Origin of the sequence: Priestia taiwanensis (assembly GCF_014638355.1) — a bacterium.
In the GTDB taxonomy this organism is placed as follows: domain Bacteria; phylum Bacillota; class Bacilli; order Bacillales; family Bacillaceae_G; genus Priestia_D; species Priestia_D taiwanensis.
On record NZ_BMFK01000001.1, the window covers coordinates 2,179,260 to 2,203,880 of the forward strand.

A 24,621-nucleotide genomic window follows, 5' to 3' on the forward strand; every position below is an offset into this window, starting at 1 on the left:
CTCTTCCGTTTGAACTGAAATGATATATAACATATGCCTATTCAGTATAAACGTGAACTTTTTTATGAAAGGACGTTATAAATTCACCTAGATGTGTCTATAACGAGAAATGACAGCTACGATAGGAGGGATAAGATGAATCGTTATCAATTATTACAAGAACAACCTCGAGCATATACGAGTGGGAATGTCGAATATATAAACAATGAGTGGGTCTTCTTTGATGAGGAAAGTGATGAAGCATACTTATTGGCTGACTTTGTTAGCGAAGATTTAGAAATTCATATGAATGAAGTGTGGATACGAGCATATTTCTTTGAAGATGATGTTATTCAAATCGAAAACAAACAATACTTTCTACAACACGGTGAATACATTCGCATTCGAAAAAAATTACAAACAAGTTATCAAGAATTTCTGCATGAGTTAAGCGATGAAGCATTCACAAAATTAGTCGATGCATTAAATGAGCTTGATTATTCTATTTACGATTGCATCTATTGCCATAACTTCTTGTCCTTCCAACCGAAAGACAAAAGTGCGCAAGGTATTAACTTTTTCCTCTTTGATAATGAAGACTTAGTATGTTCCTTGCATCATTCATTCATTCGAGATGCTACTATTGTAAAGGATCGCTTTTCATTTGCCAGGACAGATGGACTTATGATGGAAATACACTAACAAAAATCAGCTATGCTTCAATAGCTGATTTTTTTCGTTATCCATACAAAAAAAGACCCGAAATCGAGTCCTTTACGATACCTTATAAGAAATGCATACCTAATGGTAAGCGTAATCCTAAAGCAACTGTTAATACTAATGATACACCAAATACTGCCCAAGCCATGCCTGTCGGTCTGCCTTTTTGTGTACGTACAAGTACCATTTCAATACCTGCAATTACTACAACTCCAAGTACTGCTTTTCCATAGTGTTCGCCAGAAATCTTTGTTAAAGATAATAAAATCCAAATTCCTGAACCAATTACAGCGAAATACAGCATACGCGCTGTCATATGTACGATTTTTTTTGTTTTTGCGTTGCCCGCCATTAGTGCCACTACAAATAATAGAAGTACTACTGCCCAAGACGTAATATGCATATGGATCATGATGCCAATCCCCTTTCTTTTCCCTTTTGCTCATCATATCATGAACATTATACAACATAGAAATATTTCGAACTAGTCTAGTAAAAATGATATACTATACTTGAGGTACTATGCTTTTAAGAAAGTGGAGGGGAATTGCATGACAACTACAAAAGGTATTATTGCATTAACTGAAACATACGGAGCAAAGAACTATCATCCGCTACCAATCGTTATTTCGAAAGCGGAAGGTATTTGGGTAGAAGATCCAGAAGGTAACAAATACATGGATATGTTAAGTGCATATTCAGCAGTAAATCAAGGTCATCGTCATCCAACGATTATTCAAGCACTCAAGGACCAAGCAGACCGCGTTACGCTAACATCACGAGCATTTCATAGTGATAACTTAGGTGCATGGTATGAAAAAGTAAGTAACATCACAAACAAAGAAATGGTTCTACCAATGAATACAGGTGCAGAAGCAGTCGAAACAGCAGTGAAAACCGCAAGACGCTGGGCATATGATGTGAAGAAAGTAGAAGAAAATGCAGCTGAGATCATCGTATGTATCGATAATTTCCACGGTCGTACAATGGCAGCGGTTTCAATGTCATCAAATGATGAGTACAAGCGTGGCTTCGGTCCAATGCTACCAGGTGTGAAAGTCATTCCTTACGGTGATATTGAAGCATTAAAAGTAGCAATTACACCAAATACAGCGGCATTTATCGTGGAGCCAATTCAAGGTGAAGCAGGCATCATTATTCCACCAGCAGGATACTTGAAACAAGTAGCAGAGCTATGCAAAGAAAACAATGTACTATTCGTTGCTGATGAAATCCAAACTGGCCTCGGCCGTACTGGAAAAATGTTCGCATGTGACTGGGATGATATAACACCGGACATGTACATTTTAGGTAAAGCACTTGGTGGCGGAGTATTCCCAATTTCTTGTGTCGCAGCAAATCGTGACATCTTAAGCGTATTCGAGCCAGGTTCACACGGATCGACATTCGGAGGAAATCCACTTGCGTGTGCTGTATCCATTGCATCATTAGACGTTCTTAACGATGAGAAACTAGTAGAACGTTCTCTTGAACTTGGAACATACCTTTTAGGAAAACTACAAGAAATTGATAACCCAGTTATTCAGGAAGTGCGTGGAAAAGGGCTATTCGTTGGTATTGAGCTAACAACAGCGGCTCGTCCATATTGCGAGAAGTTAAAAGAAAAAGGCATTCTATGTAAAGAAACACATGACAATGTCATTCGTATTGCACCACCACTCATTATTACAAAAGAAGAATTAGACGACGCATTACACAAAATTGTCGAAGTTCTATCATTAGAAACAATTCAAAACTAATAGATATACAAAAGGGACAAGGTTATCATACCTCGTCCCTTTTCTACTACTTCACTGTATTACGTAACGTACCAATACTTTCAATCGTAATTTCAATACAATCACCAGATTGCAAGAATTTCGGGGGATTGAATCCATTTCCTACGCCAGACGGTGTACCTGTTGCAATAACATCACCTGGCTCCAACGTCATACCTTGTGAAATAATTGATACAATTGTTGGAATGTCGAACATCATACTAGCTGTATTGCCATCTTGGCGTACTTCTCCGTTTACTTTCGTTACAACAGATAAGTTTTGTGCGTTTTCCACGCTACTCTTCTCTACTAGATAAGGGCCCATTGGACACGTCGTATCTAACGTTTTTCCTAGGAAAAATTGTTTATGTTGTTTTTGACGATCACGTGCTGTAATGTCATTCACAATCGTATACCCGAATATATAATCAAACGCTTCTTCTACTGAAATATCGCGTCCTTTCTTTCCAATCACAACGGCTAATTCCCCTTCATAATCTAATTTACTTGTAAGATTGTGATGAGATAATACTTCTTCCTCTGTTCCAATTACCGACGTTGGTGCTTTCGTAAATACCATCATATGCTCTGGAATATCGTCTTTACTTCCCATTTCTAATACATGGTCTGCGTAGTTCTTTCCAACGCAAAATACATTTTTACGTGGGTAAGGAATTGGCGCTTCCATTTTCACATCTGCTAATTTGTAGATGCTCTTCTCTGTTAGCTTATTATATGAATCTAGCACTTCCTTCACTAGATGAATGAACAATTCTCCCACCTCTATACATGCAATCATCGTTTCTGGAATAACAGCATCAAGACATAGTTCTTCTACTGCACGTCCAATATGAATGACTTCCTGCTTTGCTTCTTCTACTATTCCAACATGTTGCTCATCTTGTACACGAAACGTTACGAATTTCATTTTCTCCAACTCCTCTTGTAGTATGAAAGCCTCTCTTATATATTCGGAAATCATCCATGTAAATCCTTCACACCTTTAGTCATAAGTCCATATGATAACACAGAAACTAACTCATACAACAAAGGGTGTTCACTATGCCTGCATACGTAGGAATCGTCAAAATCTTGAACATGGGTGGTAGTAGTATTTTCAATATTGGAGACGTTAACTTAATTTATCCGGTCAGTAATGCAAAGACATTCGCAGGTGCAGGTTCCTTTAACACTGGAGACGGCCTAGCTGTGTATAACCAACAAAGTGTCACAAGCGTGAATGACTCTGACCTCAATGACCAAAATATCGTTGGAAATATATAAACATTCACCACCTAGAAGGAGGAAGAACCGTGAATTTCTATATTAACCAAAGCATTATTATTAACCATCTCAAAGTAGGAGGCATTACGAACTCTTCCGTGTTTCAAATTGGAAGTGTCGGAATGATTAAAGCACTCGCAGAAGGACGAAATACAGGAAACTTCACGCAAGCAGCTCCTCCACTTCAGGCAAAGGGACAAAGTATAAAAACATCAAGATAGAGAAAAATACTATTATGCAACCGCATGATCGGAGGTGGTTTCCTTGCAGGAGGAAATATACAAGTACCTTCAACAGCTACACGCATGTATCCAACAACAAGAAGCACGAATACGAACATTAGAAACACAAGTTACCACTTTACAGAAAGAAGTAGAAGAAATAAAGAAGAAGCCTCTTACGATTGAAAAAATAGAATACAAGTTTGACCAACTAAAAGTGGAAACATTAGAAGGGACGCTCAATATCGGTTTGAATCCATTAAATGAACCTACTAGTATCGAAGACTTTGAAATTACGAATCAAAAAGTGAATATTCGCATGGACGAATACAAAAATCCAACCATTGAACAAGATATTTCAAGCGACATTCATACGTATTTAACCCAACACGGGCTACCGCGCATTCGTGAATTAGAAGGAGAATATCGTATCCAATTAACAGATCAATACCGCCAATTAATGATTGAGGATATACGTGTGCAAGTGGAACCACGTATCCCTTATTACTTCTCACAAATGCAACAACATCCCGAAATTATCAATAATCCTGCACTCCTGAAAGAAACGATTCTACAGAAGATGATTCAAGACATCGATCAAGCATTCATTGCCTTTATTCAACACTTCCCTACTAATCTGAAAAAGGACGGATAAGAATGATTAACTTTCATGTCACAAATCGTGAATTATGTGTGTGCAATATTAAAGTAGGCGGTGTTACTTCCTCCTCGCTTTTCCTTATTGGAGATGCCGAAACTCTTACAATGGCTTCCTTATTCGATACACCGCCTGAATCTGTTATTATCGGGCCTTTCGTTCCACTTTCGTTATCTTAAGAAAAGAAGGTGCTTTCTTTGTTCAAACGTACGTCTCTTGTCGATGGTGTTATCGTCAACTCTTTCGCCGAGAGTTCGATTTGCCAAATTGGCGATTCAAATGAAATTGTCGCCTACGATGCCGTATTTGCTTTGCAACGACGCTTTGCATCTTTTAACGGCAATGAAGGCACGGCAGAACACGAGGCAATTTCCCAAAAAGAAATGCCATTTCCTACTTACCCAGATGAAGTACGAATGGCGGTATTTCATGAAAAGCCATTCATTCACGTTCACCGCGTTCGTATACTTGGGGTCAGCTCTTCTAGTCTTCTTCATGTTGGGTCTACGAATCGTGTCTTTCTCCAAGCAAAAATTAAACATATTCGTGAGTATGATATTTTGCCAGGGGAAACAAATAAACAAATGGCTGAACTACATGATATGTTCGACGGAATTGTACAACAGGAAAAGGAGTGAACTATATGCCAGCAGTAGTAGGAGTTGTTTTTGTAGATAAAAATAACGGGGCCATTAGTACAGGATTCTGTAACCGACTAGCGCCACGTGGAGATTTCAGAAGTGCACATGGCGCTGGATTCGATAGCGTTGGCGAACTCAAAACAATCGTCAATCATGCCAATGAAACGTTTGTGAACGACTGTGATGTGTTTGACCAAGTATTTCTCTTTGATTTATAGGAGGTGAATCTCATGCCATCCATTATCGGTGCATTTATCATTCAAAATAGCGACGGCTCCATTAATACGGGGGACTTCAACAATATCTCTCCAAAAACAGCAACGAAAGTATTCTCTGGTCAAGGGGGCGCTAACGTCGGTGACGTAACAGCTGTCTTCAACGGATTTAACGCAACAAATACATTAGATGCTGACGTATTAGACCAAGATCAAATTTTAGGCGCATAAAAAAAGAAGGTGTCCTCATTTTCATTGATGGATACCTTCTTTTTTTAACTAATTTGTTACATTCTCCAATTACAATGCCAATACATGCGCCCCGTCGAAGAAATATAAATACTTCTCTTTCACTGGCTTGTGGAAAATACGCTCAATCGCAAGAGAATACAATCTTACTTGTAATTCGTATCGCTCTTGAAGTACATCTTTTGCCATGGTAAAGTCCCCTGCGAAACGGTCTGTAATATTATCGGACTTGTAATCAAGTAAGATAAATCCATCCTCTTCCTCTACTAAGCAGTCAATAATACCTTGAACAAGAATCGTCTCATCTTCTTCATGTTCCCAGTCTGGATATGCTTCTTTCGCTGATAAAACAAGGTTGAATGGCACTTCACGCTCGATGTTGTCTACTTGTCGCATCTTCTCACCAATCTCCGTTTCGAAGAATGCTACAATTTTATCGATGTGAATGCTTTCCGCCTGCTCTTCTGTTAAGAATTCCTGATTCACCATACGTGCTACTTGCTCTTCGATACCTTCTAACGAAATATCATCTTGTATATGAAGTTGTTGCATCACCATATGCATTGCAGTACCATGCTCAGCGGCAGTTAAACCTTTCTTCTCCATAAAGCGCGGTCTCTTGCTAATTGGCATACGGCTTCGCTGCTCATATACATTTTCTACTTCTTCCGTAAACATTTGATGCGATCGTTTAATTTCCGAAACAGATTGCTTCGCACGACGTTTCACTGCATCTTCATACTCATACTCCCACGTTAAACGTGATACCACTTCATCTTTCCACTCATGCTCAGCAGGAACTGGCTTTCCTTGTTCAATAAGTGTTAAGAACTCTTTGTTTTGTTCTATCTTTTCTTCTTCAACAAGATGTAAGTCACGCTCATCAACACTATACATCTTCCACTTACATGGATATGTATATACGTCTTCTTGTACATGTGGAGATTCTTCTAGTTCAAATCCTATCGCATCTCGGTGACGCAGCAATGCTGGCCCAACCCAATCAATATACGAACTCGCTGTTGAACGGTTATAATCTGGCAATAACCATCCTGGTTGATTTGCCGTTTCGCTCCATTGTTTCAACGCTTTTTCTTTGTCTTTGACCGTTCCTAGTAAAATTAATTTCTCTTTCGCACGTGTTAACGCTACATATAAGACGCGCATCTCTTCTGCAATTAATTCCGTCTTCATCTTCTCTTTAATCGCCAACTGTGGAAGTGATGGATACGCGATACGAAGACGTGGATTCATATACTTCGAACCGAATCCAAGTTCTTTATGCAACATGAACTTACTCATGATGTCCCGGCGGTTAAATTGTTTTCCTAATCCCGCTACAAATACGACTGGGAACTCAAGTCCTTTACTTTTATGAATCGTCATGATACGCACAACATCTTCTTGCTCCCCAAGCGTCCGTGCCGTTCCTAAATCTTCCCCTCGCTCACGCATACGTTCGATGAAATGAAGGAAACGGAATAACCCACGGAACGATGTCGCTTCGTATTGTCTTGCACGGTCGTACAAGACACGTAAGTTCGCTTGACGCTGCTTTCCACCTGGCATACCACCAACAAAATCAAAGTAACCTGTGTCACGATAAATCTTCCAAATTAAATCAGATAATGCACTATTCCGTGCAACATCACGCCATGCTTGTAACTGGTGATAGAAATGAGCTAACTTTTCTTTCAGCGCTGTATCTTTCCCACCTGCCATATAGTTCTTTACGACTTCATAGAACGAACCTTGCTTCTGTTCAATACGAAGTAACGCTAATTCTTCATCCGTTACACTAACAATTGGTGAACGTAGAACAGATACGAATTCAATATCTTGAAGCGGATTATCAACGATGCGTAATAAGTTCAGCATAATTGCTACTTCAATCGCCTCGAAATACCCTTTTGCTAATTCTGCATAAACAGGGATACCTTGAATCTTAAATTCTTCCATCATTTGCGGTGCCCATGGCATCGAACGTAGTAAAATAACAAAATCACGGTACATAACTTTTCGCATCACATTACGATCACGGTCGAATACTTCATATTCATTTGCGACCATCTCTTTAATCTTCGAGGCAATAAGACGTGCTTCTAGTTGCGATGTTTCTAAATCACCGAAATCAAATTCTCCTTCATTCGACTCTTCCTCGCCACCATTCTTATTAATCACAATAAATTCAGCAGCCGTTCGGTCGCTCTCTGGATAATTCGCACCTAATTTCAATTCTGCATCGTTATCGTACATAATTTCGCCGACACGCTCACCCATAATTTGTTTAAAAATAAAGTTCGTTGCATCTAACACTTCCGCACGACTACGGAAGTTTTGTGACAAGTCAATACGAAGGCCAGACTCTTCTCCGTCCTTCGTGAAACGCTTGTATTTCCCTAAAAATAAACCAGGTTCAGCAAGGCGGAAACGATAGATAGATTGTTTTACGTCTCCAACCATGAACAAGTTACCACTTGCTTCCCCGTCTTTTGTGACAAGGCGCAGAATTGATTCTTGAACGAAGTTTGTATCTTGATACTCATCAACAAGTACTTCCGTGAACTTCTCACGATATTCAAGAGCAACCGATGAAGGAATTATCTCCTCATCTGACGATTGATCACGTAAAATTGCTAAGCAAAGGTGCTCTAAGTCATTGAAATCGACAATACCTTTCTCTAGCTTCTTCTTTGCGAATCGACCTGCAAACTCATGTACAAGATGAACTAACTTTTGGACAAGTGGATACATGTCCTCCATGTCTTTTAAAAATCGATCCGGCGCTCGGTTGAATAGCTCGTCTTTTATATCGTTAATGCCATCTTTTATTTTTTGACGGATTTTCTTTACTTGTTCAATTAAGTCTGCATCATAGTCAGCTGCTTTCACACGCTTAATCGTAGTGAACTTCACTGTCTGCATCGCTTCATATAATGCTTGCCAGCCAAATCTACTTTGGTCGATAAGCAAATCAAGAATTTTCTTATCTTCTTCTAGCGTAATTGCATACGGCGCAGGACCTGCTGGTTGCTTCGTCACTTCTAATCCTTGCTCTAATTGCTCCGACAAGCCGTGTAGCTTCAGCATAACATTATCTTGCAACATCTTACCGTATACTGTATCTTCTACTTCTTTTCCTTGTACATCATATAAATTCACAAGATGCTCTAACCATTTTGTTGGTACCGGATGCGCACGTGAATCTGTATATAATTTCAGTACCATCGTTTGTAATTCTTGGTCATCACGGTCACCCGTATAACGATCAACTAATTCGAAGAATAACTCATTATCTTCTAGTCCATACTCTTCTTCTAACAACTCTTCTAACACTTCTTCAATTAATAACTGGACTTCTGTTTCATTTCCGATTCGGAAACCAGGATCAATATCAAGCAAGTAATAATAATTACGAATAACATTTAAGCAAAATGAATGTAACGTCGAAATTGATGCACGGTTCAGTAAGCTAAGTTGCTTACGTAAATGTGTTGAATGCACATCTTGTGATAATGCTTTCTCTAACGCTTCACCAATACGGTGGCGCATTTCTGCTGCTGATGCGTTCGTAAATGTTACGACGAGTAGACTATCAACATCAATTGGATGAGCAGGATGAATCACTTTCTTAATTATGCGCTCTACTAAGACAGCTGTTTTACCCGAACCAGCCGCTGCCGCAACGAGGATATCTTGTCCATCTGCGACGATTGCTCTCCACTGATCATCGGTCCACTTCACGCCTTCTGGTTTCGCTTCCCATTTCGTCATTTCTTCAGGATCTCCTCTCGAATTTTTTCTAGTGCTGTTTTACGACTCATCGGCTTTAACTGCTTATAATCATTTTCTTCTAACGATTGATCAAACTGACAGACCGATTTAAAATCACACATCGTACACGGTGTATGTTCGCCTAATTTGTACGGTGTAATCGCAATCTCACCATCTGTAATCGAGCGACCAATTTCTTGGAATGTACGGCGCACATAATTCTTTAACACATTGAATTCTTCCTGGCTCGCAACTGAAGACATCGAGTTAAATCCACCTGTCTTATTAATTGCAGCTGAAACAATATTTGACCAACCGCTCGTTAATGTACTATCCATAAGACGTACAGACTCTTCGTCCGCAAGAAGAAGCCCTTTCATCTTAAATTTCTTCAATAACTCTTCTTCAATCTCATCAATATTCATCGTCTTATTCGTATTTAAAAATGGATTGTGCACGTGGAAGTATAACATTCCCGCTGGCAATGCTTCCTCACCAAGCCATTCATTCGCATGGGTAATGACGATATCTAAGTACGTCAACATTTGCAGTGCTAAGCCGTAGTATACTTCATCTAAATTAAGCGCACGATCACTTGATTTGTAATCAACAATACGTAATAGTGTTCCTTGTGAACAGATTGCGCGGTCAACACGGTCAATTTGTCCAACTAAATCCATTGTCGCTCCGTTTTGCAAATCAAACGATAACGACGGCAACGCTTCTTTCTTACCGAACGATACTTCCATGCCAACTGGTGCAAAGCCACTTTTCATACTGTGATCACGTAGTACGAGCGATGCACGGTGAACAACTTGTTGTAACTTTCTCTTTATATAATGGAAGCGATTCGAACTAAGAAGAATTTCACGCTGAATGGCTGGTGCTAAATAGTCCACCACGTCCACCGACATTTTCTCTAACTCATGCTTCGATACGTCGCTCCACGTCTTCTTCTCATGTAACAAGTTCTCCGTTAATGATTTCAGTGCCGAGTGGAACAGTTGTCCAATATCAGGCGCTTCTAATTTATGTAGCTCACGCTTGCGTAGCTTCAAGCCATGATTAGCGAAATGTTGGAACGAACAGCGTTTGAATGATTCCATACGCGATACACTACCACGTATTTCCTTCCCATACAGTTCCATACTCGTTTCTTTTGGCAATGTCCTTGCTTCGTTTTTGTACGTCAAACTACGAAGGACGTTGCGACTAACATGTTGCCATTCTTCATGTTCCGTGTAGAAATTATATACATCCCACCAGAAACCAACCGGATCTTCGAAGTGGTACTTCTTCCAATTTTGAAGTTTCTGCGCTAAGAACGATAGCGTCGATGTTGGATTTGAGACGAAGTCTAACTGGCGCTCTAATACGACATCATTCACATCATTCGTAATAAACTTCGCTTCATTTGCTGACGGTGGGAACATTTCTATCAAACGCTTAATTAAACTAGAAGGTAGAAGTGACTTTCCTTCTGCATCTGCCAGTGGATATGTTACGTACAACTTACGTGACGCACATGTTAACATTAAATAAATAGCAAATTGTTCATCCAACAATTGTTGCTTTCCAGTCGGCGCTAACTCTACCCCAAACTGCATTAACAACTCACGCTCTTTCTCCGAAATCATTCCTGCATCTTCAGGAATTTTCGGAATTACTCCTTCATTTACACCAATAATAAAGGCACATTGTACATGTGATAGACGAGAGTGATCAGCGTTACTAATTGTGACTTGATCAATGGAAGGTGGTACGTTCGCAAATTGTAACGTCTGTAGTCCAGTCTCCATAATCCCCTTAAATTCCTTGACACTCATCTCTTCATCGCCTAGCATTTCAACAAATTGGTCAAATAAATCGACAAGTGCATTCCATACCATTTCATGGTCTTTTGCCACAAGAAGTTGATTGTTCTCTTCTGCCTGTTGACGCATGCGTTCCAACTTCTCTGGAATACGGGATTCTTCTAAATAACGATACATTGCTTCACACATTTCTGTAATCGTTGTTGCACGCTTCAAGCGCTTCTCTAACGTATAAATTGGCGTCACGATAAGATTACGCAGGCGATTAATGCGCTCTTCTTGTTCCATCTCATCATCCGTTTTGACAGCATTCATCGTTTCAAGTGTACGATATTTTCGGTACGTCCACGGCTTCTTATCCGTCCATCTCTTTCCTTGAATACCGTATGCTAAACAGTAGTTTTCGAGGAAGTCCATTTCCTCACGAAGACGCAACCTATTTTCTTTCGCATCGAACAATAAGTCTGTCTTAACGCAACGGAATACTGCGCTCGTCCGCCAATTTTCTTGAATAACTTCAAGTGTCGATTGAATTAACTCTACTAACGGATGATGGTGCATCGGACGTTTTTCATCAATGAACAGTGGAATATCGTAATCTTCAAATACTGTCTTTAATAAATCATAGTAATCTTGCCCATTTCGATTCAAGACAGCAATATCGCGGTAACGGTACCCTTCTTTTTGCACAAGTGTACGAATCTCACGCGCAACCCCTTCTACTTCCGCGCGTCGGTTTACCGCTGAAATAAACTGTACAGACGCTTGTGGGCCATAACGATTTGTTGGGCGCACGTCATAATATTTTTCTAAATGAGCAAGTGCTTCGTTATGTTCGAACCTCCCTTGTTCATTCGATAAAAAGATATCCTCTTCAATCGTAATACCACCGTCACTCGCTAGACGACGAATACGGTCATACATGCGTGCTGTTTTCGCAAATAACTGCAAGTCATCTAGTTGTGCTTCTACTCGGTTCATATCTCCAGTTAGCGCAATCGTTACATTCGCACAATGATGCATCAATTGTTCAATAACCGCTACTTGTTGCGGGGTAAATTCATAGAAACCATCAATATAAATATGCGCTTTCTGTAAATACGTAGACGCTGGAATCTTCTCGATTAATAGACGTAAATAATCTTGAGAATCGACGTACTTATGAAGAAGCGCTTGTTCAAACTCTTCATAAATCATATGGATATCATGTAATTTATTTGAAATAATTGTTGATTTTGTCGTATTTTCAATTGTTTCTTTTAACTGAACGAGTGATTCTGGTGTAACTTGATAGTTCTTTAACTCCGAAATCATTAGACCAAGTTGTTCATAAAAACCTGCTTGATCCGCTGCCTTTCGGAATACTTTCAAATCACTTTTTCGCTTCTCCACAATTTTACGAAGGAGCATGTTCACCCCAACATCGTTCACATGATAACGACTAATACCACCTGTTTCTTGCAGTACTTTCCACGCCAAACGTGTAAAACTAAATACTTGTGCCCGAACAATTCCACCTAATTCAGAAGCATGCAGTAAATCATGCTCCGCTTGAAATGTCATCTGATTTGGAACGAGGTAAATAATTGCCTCTCCGGAAGGATTTTCGACTAACGATTTCCTTATCTCACGTAAGAGGTGTTCACTCTTCCCGCTGCCCGTTCTCCCTATAACAAACTGTAGTGACACCATATTCACTCCCTTCTTTTTTCTTCCTAATATATAGTATAGAACAGTCGTTCCTTCATATCAATGAGACCTTCGTGTACACTATTCACAAGAAGAGATGTGTAATTAATGAAATTCGACTCAAGTATGCATTTGCATGTAGGTTACTATGAAAATGGAATGGATGTAGAAGCAATTGGCTATACGATACAAGACAAAGATACGTGGGTATTTTTCTTTGAGAGTAATCAAGAACTCCCCTTTCCTTATGAATGGTTTCATACCTTTGGATACAAAATCTTCACGATTAATGCAGACAATATTAGCTATGAAATAGGATGTAAACGATTTGAAGAATGGTTAAAAGAGAATAACATGATTGAATGTACATAAACAAAAGGGCATTCTAGTTATATTTCATAACTGGAATGCCCCTCCTATTTATTAAAACTTCGTACTAATTTTCGTCAGTGGCCATAAGCGGAGATCTACTTCTCCAACAATTTGTTCCATCTTCACAAAACCATAAACACGGCTGTCTGTACTATAGTTTCGATTATCTCCAACGACAAACACATGACCTTCTGGCACATGATTCTCGCCTGTTTTCTCCATTAACGTGAAATTAGCCGTCACTTCATCTTCTTTCAAATATGGCTCTTCTGTTGCTTCTCCATTTACATATAAAACATTGTCTCTATATTCAATCGTATCACCTGGGATGCCAACGACACGCTTTACGTTATAATCACCATCTTCTCTCTCATGGACAATCACATCAAAGCGCTCTAATTTCTCTTCTACGGATTGAAACTTATTCACTGCTAAGAAGTTACCATTTTGCAACGTTGGTTCCATCGATTCACCGCTTACTACGTGCATGGAAAAGAAGAACGTCCGTATAAATAACGCAATACATAAACCAATCCCAATCGCTTTTCCATATTCCCATATGTTTTTCTTTAACTTCTTATTCTTCATCTTATCTCTCCCCATTATTATTCTACCTTACCTAAGGACGGAAATGTTGGATAATTACCCCTTTTTTATCTTTCACCTTCACTTCGGCAAAAGCACCGTTTATAAGTGTGAGTTGCGGTGGAACGTGACCGCAGTCGATATCGTATACAATTGGAACGTGAAGTTCGTCCATCAGCTCTTGGTACACATCTTCCACTATATATCCATCAATAGGTTGATTTGCTGAACTTCGACCAAACAAGATTCCTGCACAATGATTGAACCAACCTGCTAGTTTCATTTGGACAAGTGACCGGCGTAAATCAGTTGTTAACATTTCACAGTTCTCGAAATACCAAATGAACGAATCTTGTGGACAATGCTTCTCTCTAAATTCTTCTACTCTACCAAATGATGTTCCAATTAGATGGCGAATCATATCGATACATCCTCCAAGTAGACGACCTTCTATATGCACTTCTTCCCCTGAAATGGTCTTCCATTTCGTTTCTTCTGTTAAATGAAACACATGCGGAGATAGATTCTCATGTTGCCACTCTCGTTGATAGTATGGTGAAGAATGCTGTGTAATGGTCCCGCCAGTTTCAGTTGCTAACACTTGCTCCCACATCGCCGTTGTCGCGTCCATTTCTTCCCCGCGAAGATCAATTAAATTTGTCCCATGCGCCGTCGCAATACCTGTCGTAAGTGTCATTGCTAATAATAGTACACTTGTATCTGAATACCCTAATACCCACTTTGGCTCTATCTTTTCAAACTCTATTTCCTCTAGTATTTCAATTAACAATTGGCCACCCCATGGAGGAATAATTGCATCAATGTCTTCATCTTGCATCATTGCCATCCATTCAGCTGCTCGCTTCGTTGCCTTCGCTGCCTTTGCTTTCTCTTGTGTCCAAACTGTTTCTCCGCAATGGATCTTGTAGCCACGTTGTTCCATTCGCTCACATGCTTGCCTCATAATCCCATGCAATACGTCTGGCACGCCAGATGAAGGTGCCGTTACTCCAATTGTTGCACCTTTTTGGAGTGATGGATAGATAATCATATATAAGCCCCCTTTTCATACTTTGTATATGTTCCACACATAGCTGATAAATCCTTTTCCTATTACTGTTTGAAAATTACTTATTCAGCTCAAACGGTAGGAAAAATGGAAATTTACTAGTATACTAGTAAGGGATTTTTTTAGTAGGAGGACTTATTTCATGAAGCAATTACAACGTATGTTACTTGTTATTCTCTCTGTCATACTGATTACTGGTAGCTTAGCTGCTTGTACATCAAATGAAACAGCGAAGAACGATGAGCCAAAACAAGAAGAGAAAACAAAAGATAGTGAAAACAAGCTAAAAGAGCAAGTTGAAGCAAGCGTATATGAAGATGTAACGGACGAAGAATCAGATGTATCTGACACAACTGACCTAGCACACGCTGCACTTGTTAACAATGCACCACCTAAAGTAGCAAACGAGCAATCAAACGTATCTGCGAACGAAAAACGCATGGTCAAAGCAACAGTTGTAAAGAATATTGACGGCGATACAATCAAAGTTAAATTAGAAAACGGCAAAGAAGAAAATGTTCGTTTCTTATTAATTGATACACCAGAAACAAAACATCCAAAACTAGGCGTTCAGCCATTCGGTCCAGAAGCCAGTGCCTTCGTGAAACGTATGGCACCAGTTGGGAAAGAAGTAACGTTAGAATTTGACGTAAGTGATCGTGAGAAATACGGCCGTCTTCTAGCATACATATGGGTAGACGGACAAATGTTAAACCGTATGATTGTGGAACAAGGTTTAGCACGAGTTGGATATATTTACGCACCAAATACAAAGTACGTTGATTACTTAAAAGAAACACAAACGAAAGCACAACAAGCAAAACGTGGTATTTGGAGTATTGAAGACTACGCAACAGACAAAGGATACAATGCCTCAAAAGTAACATCAAACACAGCAATTGCCTCAACACCAAGTACAAAGCAAGAACCGAAACAAGAAGTTAAACCAAAATCTGAACCTAAACAAAACAACAATGTATACTACAAAAACTGCGCAGCGGCGAAAGCAGCAGGCGCTGCACCCGTACACAAAGGTGACCCTGGTTATGGTAAACATTTAGATGGTGACGGCGATGGAGTTGGTTGTGAACGATAGCATATAAAGAAAATGCGGACGTCCATTTCATTTGGACATCCGCATTTTTGTTTTTATCAATCGAACCAGACAAGTATAAACTTATTTCTTTAACAACTTTCTTACGGCGTTGAACGCTGATTTTTTTCCTTTATGTTTGAGCATACGTTTCGCTGATTTTCTCCCTCGTATTAGTTGAACGATTGTTAGAACTTTAACAACTACTTTTAATACTTTGATGACTTTGTTCACTTATCATCGCTCCCATCTTTTTCTTCTAGTATTCCCTAATGAGACTGTTATTTTCATTATATAATGAAACAATGAAAAGCGATATTTCTACATACCAATTTATACAAATATAGAAGGAACATATGCAGAATCTCCTATTTTGATATACAATAAAACTAGCGAAATAAGCACGTGTTTGTAGGAGGACTATAATGAATAGTTTTATCGTCATGCAAGGAGAAACATATCAAGAAGAGAAAGAATTAGGAGTTATTCGCTCACCGCAGCGAGACAAAGGGGATAATGTACCTCATTCATGGAAACGAATGACGGAAGTAAAAAAAGACGATCAACTCTTTCACTATGTGAGAGGAGAAATTGTCGCAATTAGTATTGCCACAGGAGATTGTAGCATAACGACGATGCACAACGAGGAACAAGGATATATCATACCACTAACCTATTATGAGCTAGAATACCCGATTAATATAGAAGAAAAATTCGATAGCATCTTACCACTTTTACCTGTTAAGTATTCAGCCTTCAAACCAAATGCACACGGAAACTCTGGCTACTTATACCCATGTAATGATGAACTAGCCATTACATTAATCGAGTTCATTAGTGATCTACATATTTACTACGTAGAGGAAGAACAACTAGAACTATCGGTAGACGAAGTCAAATTAACAGAACGAAATGTGTTGATTCCTATCCTCGCTGAAATAGAATCAACTGTAAAAACAAAAATCCGCTTAGAACAACAAAAATACAGAAAAGCTGTTATGCCCCTATGGCACAATAAGTGTGCCTTATGCAATATTGAATTACCATCCTTACTAAAAGCAAGCTATGCAAAACCGTGGAAAGATAGTACAAATGAAGAACGCAGCAACCCACATAATGGACTCTTACTTTGTCATAACCACGACGCCTTATATAAAGAAGGATTCATTACCTTGGATGGTCAAGGACGTCTGCACATTTCTTCTACGATGAAAGAAGAAGATTACACGATGTACGGATTAGCACCAAAAATGAAAATCAAACTTCATGCGGAGAATAAGCCATATGTGAAATGGCATAAGAAACATATTTTCCAAACGAACTAACCCTTGCTGGCAACTGTTCCATGAACAGTTACCAGCTTTTATTTCTCCTTAAAAACAGGATTTTGATAGTTGTCTATTAATTCGATTTCGCTATTATCGCAACACTAATTCAGCAACGTTGTCACTCATAGAACTAACATATAAACCAACAGATGAGATTTTGTCTCTATATAGAGATTCCTAGGTAGAAGAAAGATATAGAAGCACCTTTCTTCTACCTACTTTTCACCTTCATCCTCCTCTTCAAAAGTTGAAGATGCTTTCTTCTTTCTTTTTAAATAATCGCCTAATTCGTCTTCTTTCACCATATTAAACTCACGAAGAAGTGGGGCCGACTGGCGATCATGAAAAGCTGCTCGTAGTTGACCTGTGCGGAATAATTGATTTTCAAATGAACCGAGTGACAAATCGAGCTCGATGCACTGACTATTTATAAATGTCACACGTGTATATTGCTTTGGTGTATAGACACAATGTTTCACATGGACGTGAGAGATCCATGCACATTCTTTCCTTGTTGCAGACGTAGTCGGAAAGAAGAACAAATTCTTGGATGCACTAATCGCAATTGGTGACTTATGTGTTACTCCAATTAGTGCCTTCGTTCCTTCCGTTCTTCCTTTGAAACTAGAACCGAAATATGTACAGCTTTTCTTCACAATATCCGTTGGTTTTTGTGCGACGTAAAATTCATTATTCATTTCTAAGACTCGAGATACGAGGGTGTTCTCTAGTGCGTATTCTGGAAGTATGGCTATCGTATGGGAATTAATCTCGTACTCATCCAAAAATTTTGTTACAGCTTGAGCTTTCATTCAATTTCCCCCTGTACAATTTTTAGTAGATTAGACAAATATACTAGTATACATGTAAATAGTACCACTACATTCCCCTATGTAACTAGACACTTCACAAAACGTTCGGAATTTTATGGTAAAAAAGATACATTTTAGGTATATTTTTTAAAAATATATGTACTTCTTTCATTTTCTCCTATCAGCCAAAACAGCCCCACCAAGTCGTGGGGGCGACTTGGTGGGGCTGTTTCTTTCTACCTCTTATTTTGTAAACTGCGCTTCTTCTGTGGAACCTTTTAACGCAGTAGTAGAAGATTTTCCACCTGATACGATTTGTGCAACTTCATCGAAGTATCCTGTTCCTACTTCACGTTGGTGACGTGTAGCAGTATACCCATTTACTTCGCTTGCGAATTCTGCTTGTTGTAACTCCGAGTATGCTGCCATACCGCGCTCTTTGTAGCCTCTCGCTAATTCGAACATGCTGTGGTTTAACGCATGGAAACCGGCTAACGTTACGAATTGGAACTTGTAACCTAGCTTACCAAGCTCTTGTTGGTACGTCGCAATCTCTTCATCGCTTAATTTCTTCTTCCAGTTGAATGAAGGTGAACAGTTATATGCTAACAATTTGTTCGGATATTTCTCATGAATTGCGTCAGCAAAACGTTTCGCATCTTCTAAATTCGGCTCAGATGTTTCACACCAAATAAGGTCTGCATACGGAGCATACGCCAATCCACGTGCAATCGCCTGATCTAGACCCGCTTTCGTACGGAAGAACCCTTCTGTCGTACGCTCTCCTGTAATAAATTCTTGATCTACTGGATCGATGTCGCTCGTGATCAAATCTGCTGCATCTGCATCTGTACGTGCGATAAGAAGTGTTGGTGTTCCCATTACGTCTGCCGCTAAGCGAGCTGCGATTAAGTTGCGTACTGCTGTTTGCGTTGGAAGCAATACTTTTCCACCTAAGTGACCACATTTTTTCTCTGACGATAACTGATCTTCTAAATGCACACCAGAAGCTCCTGCTTCAATCATGCCTTTCATCAATTCAAATACGTTCAACTGTCCACCAAACCCAGCTTCTGCATCCGCTACGATTGGTACGAAGTAATCAATTTCTTCGCTTCCTTCCGAATACTGAATTTGATCTGCACGTTGAAGTGCTTGGTTAATACGTTTTACAACACTCGGCACGCTATTCGCTGGATATAGGCTTTGATCAGGATACATATTGCCTGAAAGGTTCGCATCTGCCGCTACTTGCCAACCACTCAAGTAAATTGCTTTTAATCCTGCTTTTACTTGTTGCATCGCTTGGTTACCTGTTAGAGCACCTAATGCGTGTACATAGTCTTCTGTATGAAGTAAGTTCCATAACTTCTCTGCACCGCGGCGAGCTAATGTATGTTCCATATCGATTGATCCACGTAGGCGAATTACATCCTCCGCTGAATATGGACGTTCAATTCCTTTCCATCTCGTATCAAGTTCCCAGCTCTCTTGTAATTGTTGAATACGCTCATTTCTCATTTCTTCTATCCCCTTTTATTAAAATTTCAATCATAGTTTCTCGTAACCTGGTAATGTTAAAAACTCACAAAATTGATCACTCTCAATAAGTTGTGTAAACATCTGTGCAGCCTCATCGAATTTTCCCTTAGTATATGCATCTGCCCCTATGTGCTGTTCAATCTTTCTTACTTCTTCTTCTTGTATCGTTTGTACTAATTCATGCGTAATATTCCGTCCATCCATTAATACACCTTTTGGATGACGAATCCACTGCCACACTTGTGCACGTGAAATTTCAGCTGTCGCTGCATCTTCCATTAAGTTGAAGATTGGCACCGCACCACGCCCTCGTAGCCATGATTCGATATATTGAATAGCTACTGTAATATTTGTTCGTAAACCTTGCTCGGTAATGTTTCCTTCTGGAATTTGTAGTAGATGTTGTGATGTGATTTTTCGTTCGTATTGTTTGTGGAATTGATTTGGTGTAGGCATGTACTTGTTGAATACTTCCATCGCGACTGGAACTAATGCTGGATGTGCTACCCACGTGCCATCGTGGCCGTCGTGTGCTTCACGTTCTTTATCTTGACGCACTTTCTCAAACGCTGCGTTATTTGCTTCTTCATCATGTTTAATCGGAATTTGCGCCGCCATTCCTCCCATTGCCGGTGCTTGACGCTTATGGCATGTCTGAATAGCTAACAGTGAATACGCTCGCATGCACGGCACCATCATTGTCACTTCCGAGCGGTCTGGGAACAGCACAGTTGGATGCTGATGGAACGTCTTAATGAAACTGAAGATATAATCCCAACGCCCGCAATTAAGACCAGCCGAATGTTCTTTTAATTCATATAGAATCTCATCCATCTCAAATGCCACCCAAATTGTTTCAATTAAAACAGTTGCTTTAATTGTCCCTTGTGGAATGTTCAATTCGTTCTGTGCAAACACAAAAACATCATTCCATAGGCGAGCTTCCAAATGACTCTCTAATTTTGGTAAATAGAAGTAAGGTCCACTTCCTTTTTCAAGCAATGCTTTTGCGTTATGGAAGAAATAAAGACCGAAATCGAAAAAGCTACCAGACATTTGTTTCCCGTCAATCACGATATGTTTCTCATTCAAATGAAGGCCTCGCGGACGAACAATCAGCGCTGCCTGCTTTTCATTGAGTGTATACTTTTTTCCTTTTTCTTCGTGTTCGATTGTCCCGTTTACCGCATCACGTAGATGAAGTTGTCCTTCCACTACATTCGACCATGTCGGTGAAGTCGAATCTTCAAAGTCAGCCATAAATAATTTAGCACCTGAATTCAGCGCGTTAATAATCATTTTGCGGTCAACTGGACCTGTAATTTCTACTCTACGGTCATGGAGTTCTGCCGGAAGCTTGTTGATTGTCCAATCCCCGTTCCGAATATGTTCTGTTTCTGGCAAGAAGTGCGGTGTATCCCCCTCATGAATTGTTGCCATACGCTCTTGACGCCATTCAAGTAGCTGTTGACGCTGAGGTTCAAATTGTTGATGCAATTTTTTCAAGAACATCAACGCTTCTTCGCTCAATATTTCATGATAGGTCTCCTTCATCTCTGCCATAACATCTAGCTGTACGATTTCCATTGTCATACGCTCATTCCTTTCGTGTTATAAAACAGTTTTGAAAACCTTATACATATTATATAACAGAATATTCCGAATGTTTCAACCCATTTTTTTGAAATTAAACGAAAAAAGAAAGAATGATGTCTGCCATACATTCCTTCTTTTCCTTTATTTTGCTGTAACAACAGCCACTTTACAGAACTTCTGGCTATTTCAGTAATCCCCATATATCATCTATCTATCTTTCCATCATAGCTTTCCAAAAATAAAATGCGCTCTACTATTGCCGGATGTGTATGACGGAAAATTTTCACAAGCATTGGTGGATCTACTTCATTTAATCCTGTCTTCGCTAACGTTTGGAATGCTTTTACCGCGGATTCATTATCCTTCGTCATCTCAATCGCATACGTATCTGCTTGGCGCTCTTCATATCTTGATACATAATTCGTGAATGGACTTATCACAAAGGAAAACAACGAAAATAGTAGCAATAAGAGTGGTATAACTGCAAATGAACCCTTTCCTTCCACTCGCATCATCTTACCAAACCGTCGTTGAATAAAACTCACTAACTTATACACAACAAAGAAGCCAACTAAAGAAACACCAAGCCCTAATCCAATTCCCCAATAAATATGTTTCTTCACATAATGTGCCATCTCATGCGCCATAATAAACAATACTTCGTTCTCGCCTAATTTCTCCAGTGTCGTATCCCACAACACAATACGTGAATTCGAACCTATTCCTGTTACATATGCATTTAACGCGGTCGTTTTTTCTGACATGTTCACCTCATACACATGATTTGCAGGAATATCTGCTTTCTCTGCCATTTCCAAAATTCGCTCTTCTAACTGCTTATTTTGAAGTGGCCTAAATTCATGATACAGCGGATCTAGCAAGACTGGCTGTACAAACGTTAGAAAGAGTGTAAGCGGAACCGTCATACACCACGCATATATCCACCAACGGCGCTTGCTTTTCTTCATTAACAACAGGAGTACGTGCATTGCGACAAACATCATGATGAAGTTCACCCAGAAATCAATCGTCATATCTTTCATCCAACTTGAAAAAGATTGCACGGAAATATGGTACGCCTTCGATAATTGATAACTAACAAAGCGAAATGGAAAGATGAGAAGAAACATGGAGATAGAAAAATAAAAAAAGTAAATAAAAAACTGTACGAAACGCTTCGACGTGATCGCTTTTGCCCACTGCTCGAACTTACTTGACACACCAAGGACCATAAATAAAAACAATACAATCCATTCAAATGGTGTCCCTAAAAAAAATAGAAAATTTTTAACACTTGAATATTCTTCACTCAGAACAAGCTCTCGTGCATTCATAAATGTTGTTGGATCTGCACTCGTTCCTTTGTATTCAACAGGAATTCCGATATCTGATCCAGTGAAGAAATATATGTACATACTAACACCAAACAACACATACAAAAGAATCGTTATATTCACAATCCTTCTCATTCTACACAACTCCTTCTACGAAAACTCATGCTCGTACTATAAGTGTAGTAGCCAAGCTACGAAAGTAGAACGCTCTCTTCACAAGAAAAAACAGCCCACAAAGTCAAAGCGACTTCATGAACTGTTCCTCATTAGCTTGTTACGGCTTGACGAAGGGCACGACGCAAAATCTTACCAGTCGTATTCTTCGGCAATTCCTCTAAAAATTCAATTTTTGATGGTACTTTGTATACCGCTAAATGTTGCTTACAGTATGCAATAATATCTGCTTCGTTTAACGATTTATCCTTCACTACGATGAAACATTTTACAATTTCTCCGTAGTTCTCATCTGGTTGACCAATAACAGCAGCTTCCACAATTTCCTCATGGTTATATAATACTTCTTCTACTTCACGTGGATATACATTGTATCCACCTACAAGTACCATGTCTTTTTTGCGATCGACAATATAGAAATAGCCTTCTTCATCTTGCTTCGCTAAATCCCCTGTGTATAACCAACCGTCACGGAGCGCTTGATTCGTATCTTCTGGCATCTTGTAGTAGCCCTTCATAACGTTTGGACCTCGAACGATTAACTCGCCTACTTCACCAACTGGTACTTCTTCGCCGAGCTCATCTACTACTTTGTTTTCCACGTTTAATACGCTTGTCCCAATTGATCCTGGCTTCCGTGGGCGATCTAATGGATTGAAACACGTCACAGGTGATGCTTCTGATAAGCCAAATCCTTCTGATACAGCTACACCAAACTTCTTCTCGAAGCTATGAAGAAGTGCAACTGGCATGGAAGCTCCACCTGAAATACATAAGTGTAGTGATTGCAAATGCTCTACTTGGCCCCCTGAATATTGGAATAAGAAATTATACATCGTTGGTACACCTGCAAATACAGTTGCCTTGTACTTATTCGTTACACGGAATACTTCAGCAGGACTGAACTTCGGCATAATAATAACTGTTGCACCGCAAAGAATCGGCGCATTTAACGACACCGTTAAGCAGAACACATGAAACATTGGAAGTGCTGCGATAACTTTATCATCTTGTGAATATTGCAAGTAAGTACCTACATCACGGGCATTACTGAAGATATTCTTATGCGTCAACATTGCACCTTTTGGTTTTCCTGTTGTACCTGATGTATACAAGATAACAGCTACATCCTCTTCATCTAGTTCTACATCATGAACAATATTTTCGCCTGTCATAATAAGTTGCATAAACGATTTCATTTTTTCGTGTTGGATTGGACTTTGTTGAGGTTGTGTTTCACATAAAATAACGTGTTCGATTAATGGTAGGAGTTGGATTAATTGCTGCATCTGTGGCTGGAATATATCTAGTGTAATAATGGCTTTCACATCACCGTTCTCTAATATGTAGCGTATTTCATCTGAGGTGTAGAGCGGGTTAACAGGAATTACTGTTGCCCCGATTCTGAGTGCACCGTGCATTCCGATTACGAAATGTGGTGTATTTCCAAGAATAAGGGCAATATGATCCCCTTTCTTGATTCCTAGTTTCACTAGAGAATCTGCAAATCTGTTAATGTTCTCTTCTAGTTGGCTGTACGTCGTCTCTTGATCCATGAAAATATATGCGGGACGGTCAGGATACTGCTTTGCTACTGCTGAAAATTGATGAACAACATTCATTCAAACAAGCCTCCTACTATACAATTCTAAATTTTAAGAATATTAATTACAATTATATTCCATCCCGTTTTT

Annotated in this window: 24 protein-coding genes; 12 read left to right on the forward strand and 12 right to left on the reverse strand. The window is 39.5% G+C overall.

Translation table 11 applies throughout. The annotated features are described in order from the left end of the window. Nucleotides 1-135 precede the first annotated feature (135 nt). Complete coding sequence (locus tag IEV41_RS11355; protein ID WP_188388487.1) at nucleotides 136-681, forward strand: DUF2777 family protein; 546 nt, start codon at nucleotides 136-138, stop codon at nucleotides 679-681. 82 nt (nucleotides 682-763) lie between these two features. Here IEV41_RS11355 and IEV41_RS11360 read toward each other — a convergent pair whose 3' ends face one another. Continuing rightward, entirely contained in the window at nucleotides 764-1,111 is a 348-nt protein-coding gene (locus IEV41_RS11360) for a DUF1516 family protein (RefSeq protein WP_188388488.1), read from the reverse strand. Nucleotides 1,112-1,250: 139 nt separating this feature from the next. Between IEV41_RS11360 and IEV41_RS11365 the strand changes: the two genes are divergently transcribed. Continuing rightward, nucleotides 1,251-2,459 carry an ornithine--oxo-acid transaminase gene (locus IEV41_RS11365; RefSeq protein ID WP_188388489.1) on the forward strand — a complete coding sequence of 403 codons (1,209 nt, stop codon included), beginning with the start codon at nucleotides 1,251-1,253 and terminating at the stop codon, nucleotides 2,457-2,459. 46 nt (nucleotides 2,460-2,505) lie between these two features. Here the strand turns inward: IEV41_RS11365 and IEV41_RS11370 are convergent, their stop codons facing one another. Next, the gene (locus tag IEV41_RS11370; RefSeq protein WP_188388490.1) at nucleotides 2,506-3,405 is read right to left on the reverse strand and encodes a fumarylacetoacetate hydrolase family protein; all 900 of its coding nucleotides are present in this window, start codon (nucleotides 3,403-3,405) and stop codon (nucleotides 2,506-2,508) included. Nucleotides 3,406-3,539: 134 nt separating this feature from the next. Between IEV41_RS11370 and IEV41_RS11375 the strand changes: the two genes are divergently transcribed. From IEV41_RS11375 to IEV41_RS11405, 7 genes are read left to right on the forward strand one after another with little or no spacing between them, the layout of a single operon-like run. Continuing rightward, nucleotides 3,540-3,761, forward strand: coding sequence for a spore germination protein (locus IEV41_RS11375; protein WP_188388491.1), 222 nt, complete (start codon nucleotides 3,540-3,542; stop codon nucleotides 3,759-3,761). 29 nt (nucleotides 3,762-3,790) lie between these two features. Further along, nucleotides 3,791-3,982: a spore germination protein GerPB gene (locus tag IEV41_RS11380; RefSeq protein WP_188388492.1), complete on the forward strand. Its 192-nt coding sequence runs from the start codon at nucleotides 3,791-3,793 to the stop codon at nucleotides 3,980-3,982. A gap of 43 nt (nucleotides 3,983-4,025) precedes the next feature. Continuing rightward, the gene (gene gerPC / locus IEV41_RS11385) at nucleotides 4,026-4,637 is read left to right on the forward strand and encodes a spore germination protein GerPC (RefSeq protein WP_188388493.1); all 612 of its coding nucleotides are present in this window, start codon (nucleotides 4,026-4,028) and stop codon (nucleotides 4,635-4,637) included. Nucleotides 4,638-4,642: 5 nt separating this feature from the next. After that, nucleotides 4,643-4,819 carry a spore germination protein GerPD gene (locus tag IEV41_RS11390; protein WP_188388771.1) on the forward strand — a complete coding sequence of 59 codons (177 nt, stop codon included), beginning with the start codon at nucleotides 4,643-4,645 and terminating at the stop codon, nucleotides 4,817-4,819. A gap of 18 nt (nucleotides 4,820-4,837) precedes the next feature. Next, entirely contained in the window at nucleotides 4,838-5,278 is a 441-nt protein-coding gene (locus IEV41_RS11395) for a spore germination protein GerPE (protein ID WP_188388494.1), read from the forward strand. A 5-nt stretch (nucleotides 5,279-5,283) separates the two neighbouring features. Beyond that, entirely contained in the window at nucleotides 5,284-5,499 is a 216-nt protein-coding gene (locus IEV41_RS11400; protein WP_188388495.1) for a spore germination protein, read from the forward strand. 12 nt (nucleotides 5,500-5,511) lie between these two features. Continuing rightward, nucleotides 5,512-5,727 carry a spore germination protein gene (locus IEV41_RS11405; protein ID WP_188388496.1) on the forward strand — a complete coding sequence of 72 codons (216 nt, stop codon included), beginning with the start codon at nucleotides 5,512-5,514 and terminating at the stop codon, nucleotides 5,725-5,727. A gap of 69 nt (nucleotides 5,728-5,796) precedes the next feature. Here IEV41_RS11405 and addA read toward each other — a convergent pair whose 3' ends face one another. Next, on the reverse strand, nucleotides 5,797-9,519 hold the full coding sequence (gene addA, locus IEV41_RS11410) for a helicase-exonuclease AddAB subunit AddA (RefSeq protein WP_188388497.1): 3,723 nt from the start codon (nucleotides 9,517-9,519) through the stop codon (nucleotides 5,797-5,799). After that, complete coding sequence (addB, locus tag IEV41_RS11415) at nucleotides 9,516-13,022, reverse strand: helicase-exonuclease AddAB subunit AddB (RefSeq protein WP_188388772.1); 3,507 nt, start codon at nucleotides 13,020-13,022, stop codon at nucleotides 9,516-9,518. The genes addA and addB overlap by 4 nt, the downstream gene beginning before the upstream one ends. A gap of 108 nt (nucleotides 13,023-13,130) precedes the next feature. Between addB and IEV41_RS11420 the strand changes: the two genes are divergently transcribed. After that, entirely contained in the window at nucleotides 13,131-13,394 is a 264-nt protein-coding gene (locus tag IEV41_RS11420; RefSeq protein WP_188388498.1) for a DUF3986 family protein, read from the forward strand. Nucleotides 13,395-13,445: 51 nt separating this feature from the next. Here the strand turns inward: IEV41_RS11420 and lepB are convergent, their stop codons facing one another. Both lepB and IEV41_RS11430 read right to left on the reverse strand, forming a co-directional pair. After that, nucleotides 13,446-13,982 (reverse strand): signal peptidase I, encoded by a 537-nt coding sequence (gene lepB / locus IEV41_RS11425; protein ID WP_188388499.1) that lies wholly within the window; start codon nucleotides 13,980-13,982, stop codon nucleotides 13,446-13,448. Nucleotides 13,983-14,013: 31 nt separating this feature from the next. Beyond that, nucleotides 14,014-15,030: a S66 family peptidase gene (locus IEV41_RS11430; RefSeq protein ID WP_188388500.1), complete on the reverse strand. Its 1,017-nt coding sequence runs from the start codon at nucleotides 15,028-15,030 to the stop codon at nucleotides 14,014-14,016. Between the two features lie 160 nt (nucleotides 15,031-15,190). On the opposite strand from IEV41_RS11430, the gene IEV41_RS11435 reads away from it, so the two are divergent. Further along, nucleotides 15,191-16,144, forward strand: coding sequence for a thermonuclease family protein (locus IEV41_RS11435; RefSeq protein WP_229722195.1), 954 nt, complete (start codon nucleotides 15,191-15,193; stop codon nucleotides 16,142-16,144). A gap of 81 nt (nucleotides 16,145-16,225) precedes the next feature. Here the strand turns inward: IEV41_RS11435 and IEV41_RS11440 are convergent, their stop codons facing one another. Further along, the gene (locus IEV41_RS11440; RefSeq protein ID WP_188388501.1) at nucleotides 16,226-16,375 is read right to left on the reverse strand and encodes a hypothetical protein; all 150 of its coding nucleotides are present in this window, start codon (nucleotides 16,373-16,375) and stop codon (nucleotides 16,226-16,228) included. Between the two features lie 191 nt (nucleotides 16,376-16,566). Between IEV41_RS11440 and IEV41_RS11445 the strand changes: the two genes are divergently transcribed. Continuing rightward, complete coding sequence (locus IEV41_RS11445; protein ID WP_188388502.1) at nucleotides 16,567-17,466, forward strand: HNH endonuclease; 900 nt, start codon at nucleotides 16,567-16,569, stop codon at nucleotides 17,464-17,466. A gap of 218 nt (nucleotides 17,467-17,684) precedes the next feature. On the opposite strand, the gene IEV41_RS11450 is transcribed toward IEV41_RS11445, so the two are convergent. The 5 genes from IEV41_RS11450 to IEV41_RS11470 all read right to left on the reverse strand — a co-directional run bounded on the left by IEV41_RS11450 (nucleotide 17,685) and on the right by IEV41_RS11470 (nucleotide 24,549). Next, a complete protein-coding gene (locus tag IEV41_RS11450; protein WP_188388503.1) occupies nucleotides 17,685-18,281 on the reverse strand; it encodes a competence protein ComK in 597 nt (198 codons plus the stop codon). Between the two features lie 243 nt (nucleotides 18,282-18,524). Then, nucleotides 18,525-19,802 carry an isocitrate lyase gene (gene aceA / locus IEV41_RS11455; protein ID WP_188388504.1) on the reverse strand — a complete coding sequence of 426 codons (1,278 nt, stop codon included), beginning with the start codon at nucleotides 19,800-19,802 and terminating at the stop codon, nucleotides 18,525-18,527. Between the two features lie 30 nt (nucleotides 19,803-19,832). Continuing rightward, on the reverse strand, nucleotides 19,833-21,416 hold the full coding sequence (gene aceB / locus IEV41_RS11460; protein WP_188388505.1) for a malate synthase A: 1,584 nt from the start codon (nucleotides 21,414-21,416) through the stop codon (nucleotides 19,833-19,835). Nucleotides 21,417-21,622: 206 nt separating this feature from the next. Then, the gene (locus tag IEV41_RS11465; protein WP_188388506.1) at nucleotides 21,623-22,888 is read right to left on the reverse strand and encodes a M48 family metallopeptidase; all 1,266 of its coding nucleotides are present in this window, start codon (nucleotides 22,886-22,888) and stop codon (nucleotides 21,623-21,625) included. 131 nt (nucleotides 22,889-23,019) lie between these two features. Continuing rightward, nucleotides 23,020-24,549: a fatty acid--CoA ligase family protein gene (locus tag IEV41_RS11470; RefSeq protein WP_188388507.1), complete on the reverse strand. Its 1,530-nt coding sequence runs from the start codon at nucleotides 24,547-24,549 to the stop codon at nucleotides 23,020-23,022. Between the last annotated feature and the right edge of the window lie 72 nt (nucleotides 24,550-24,621).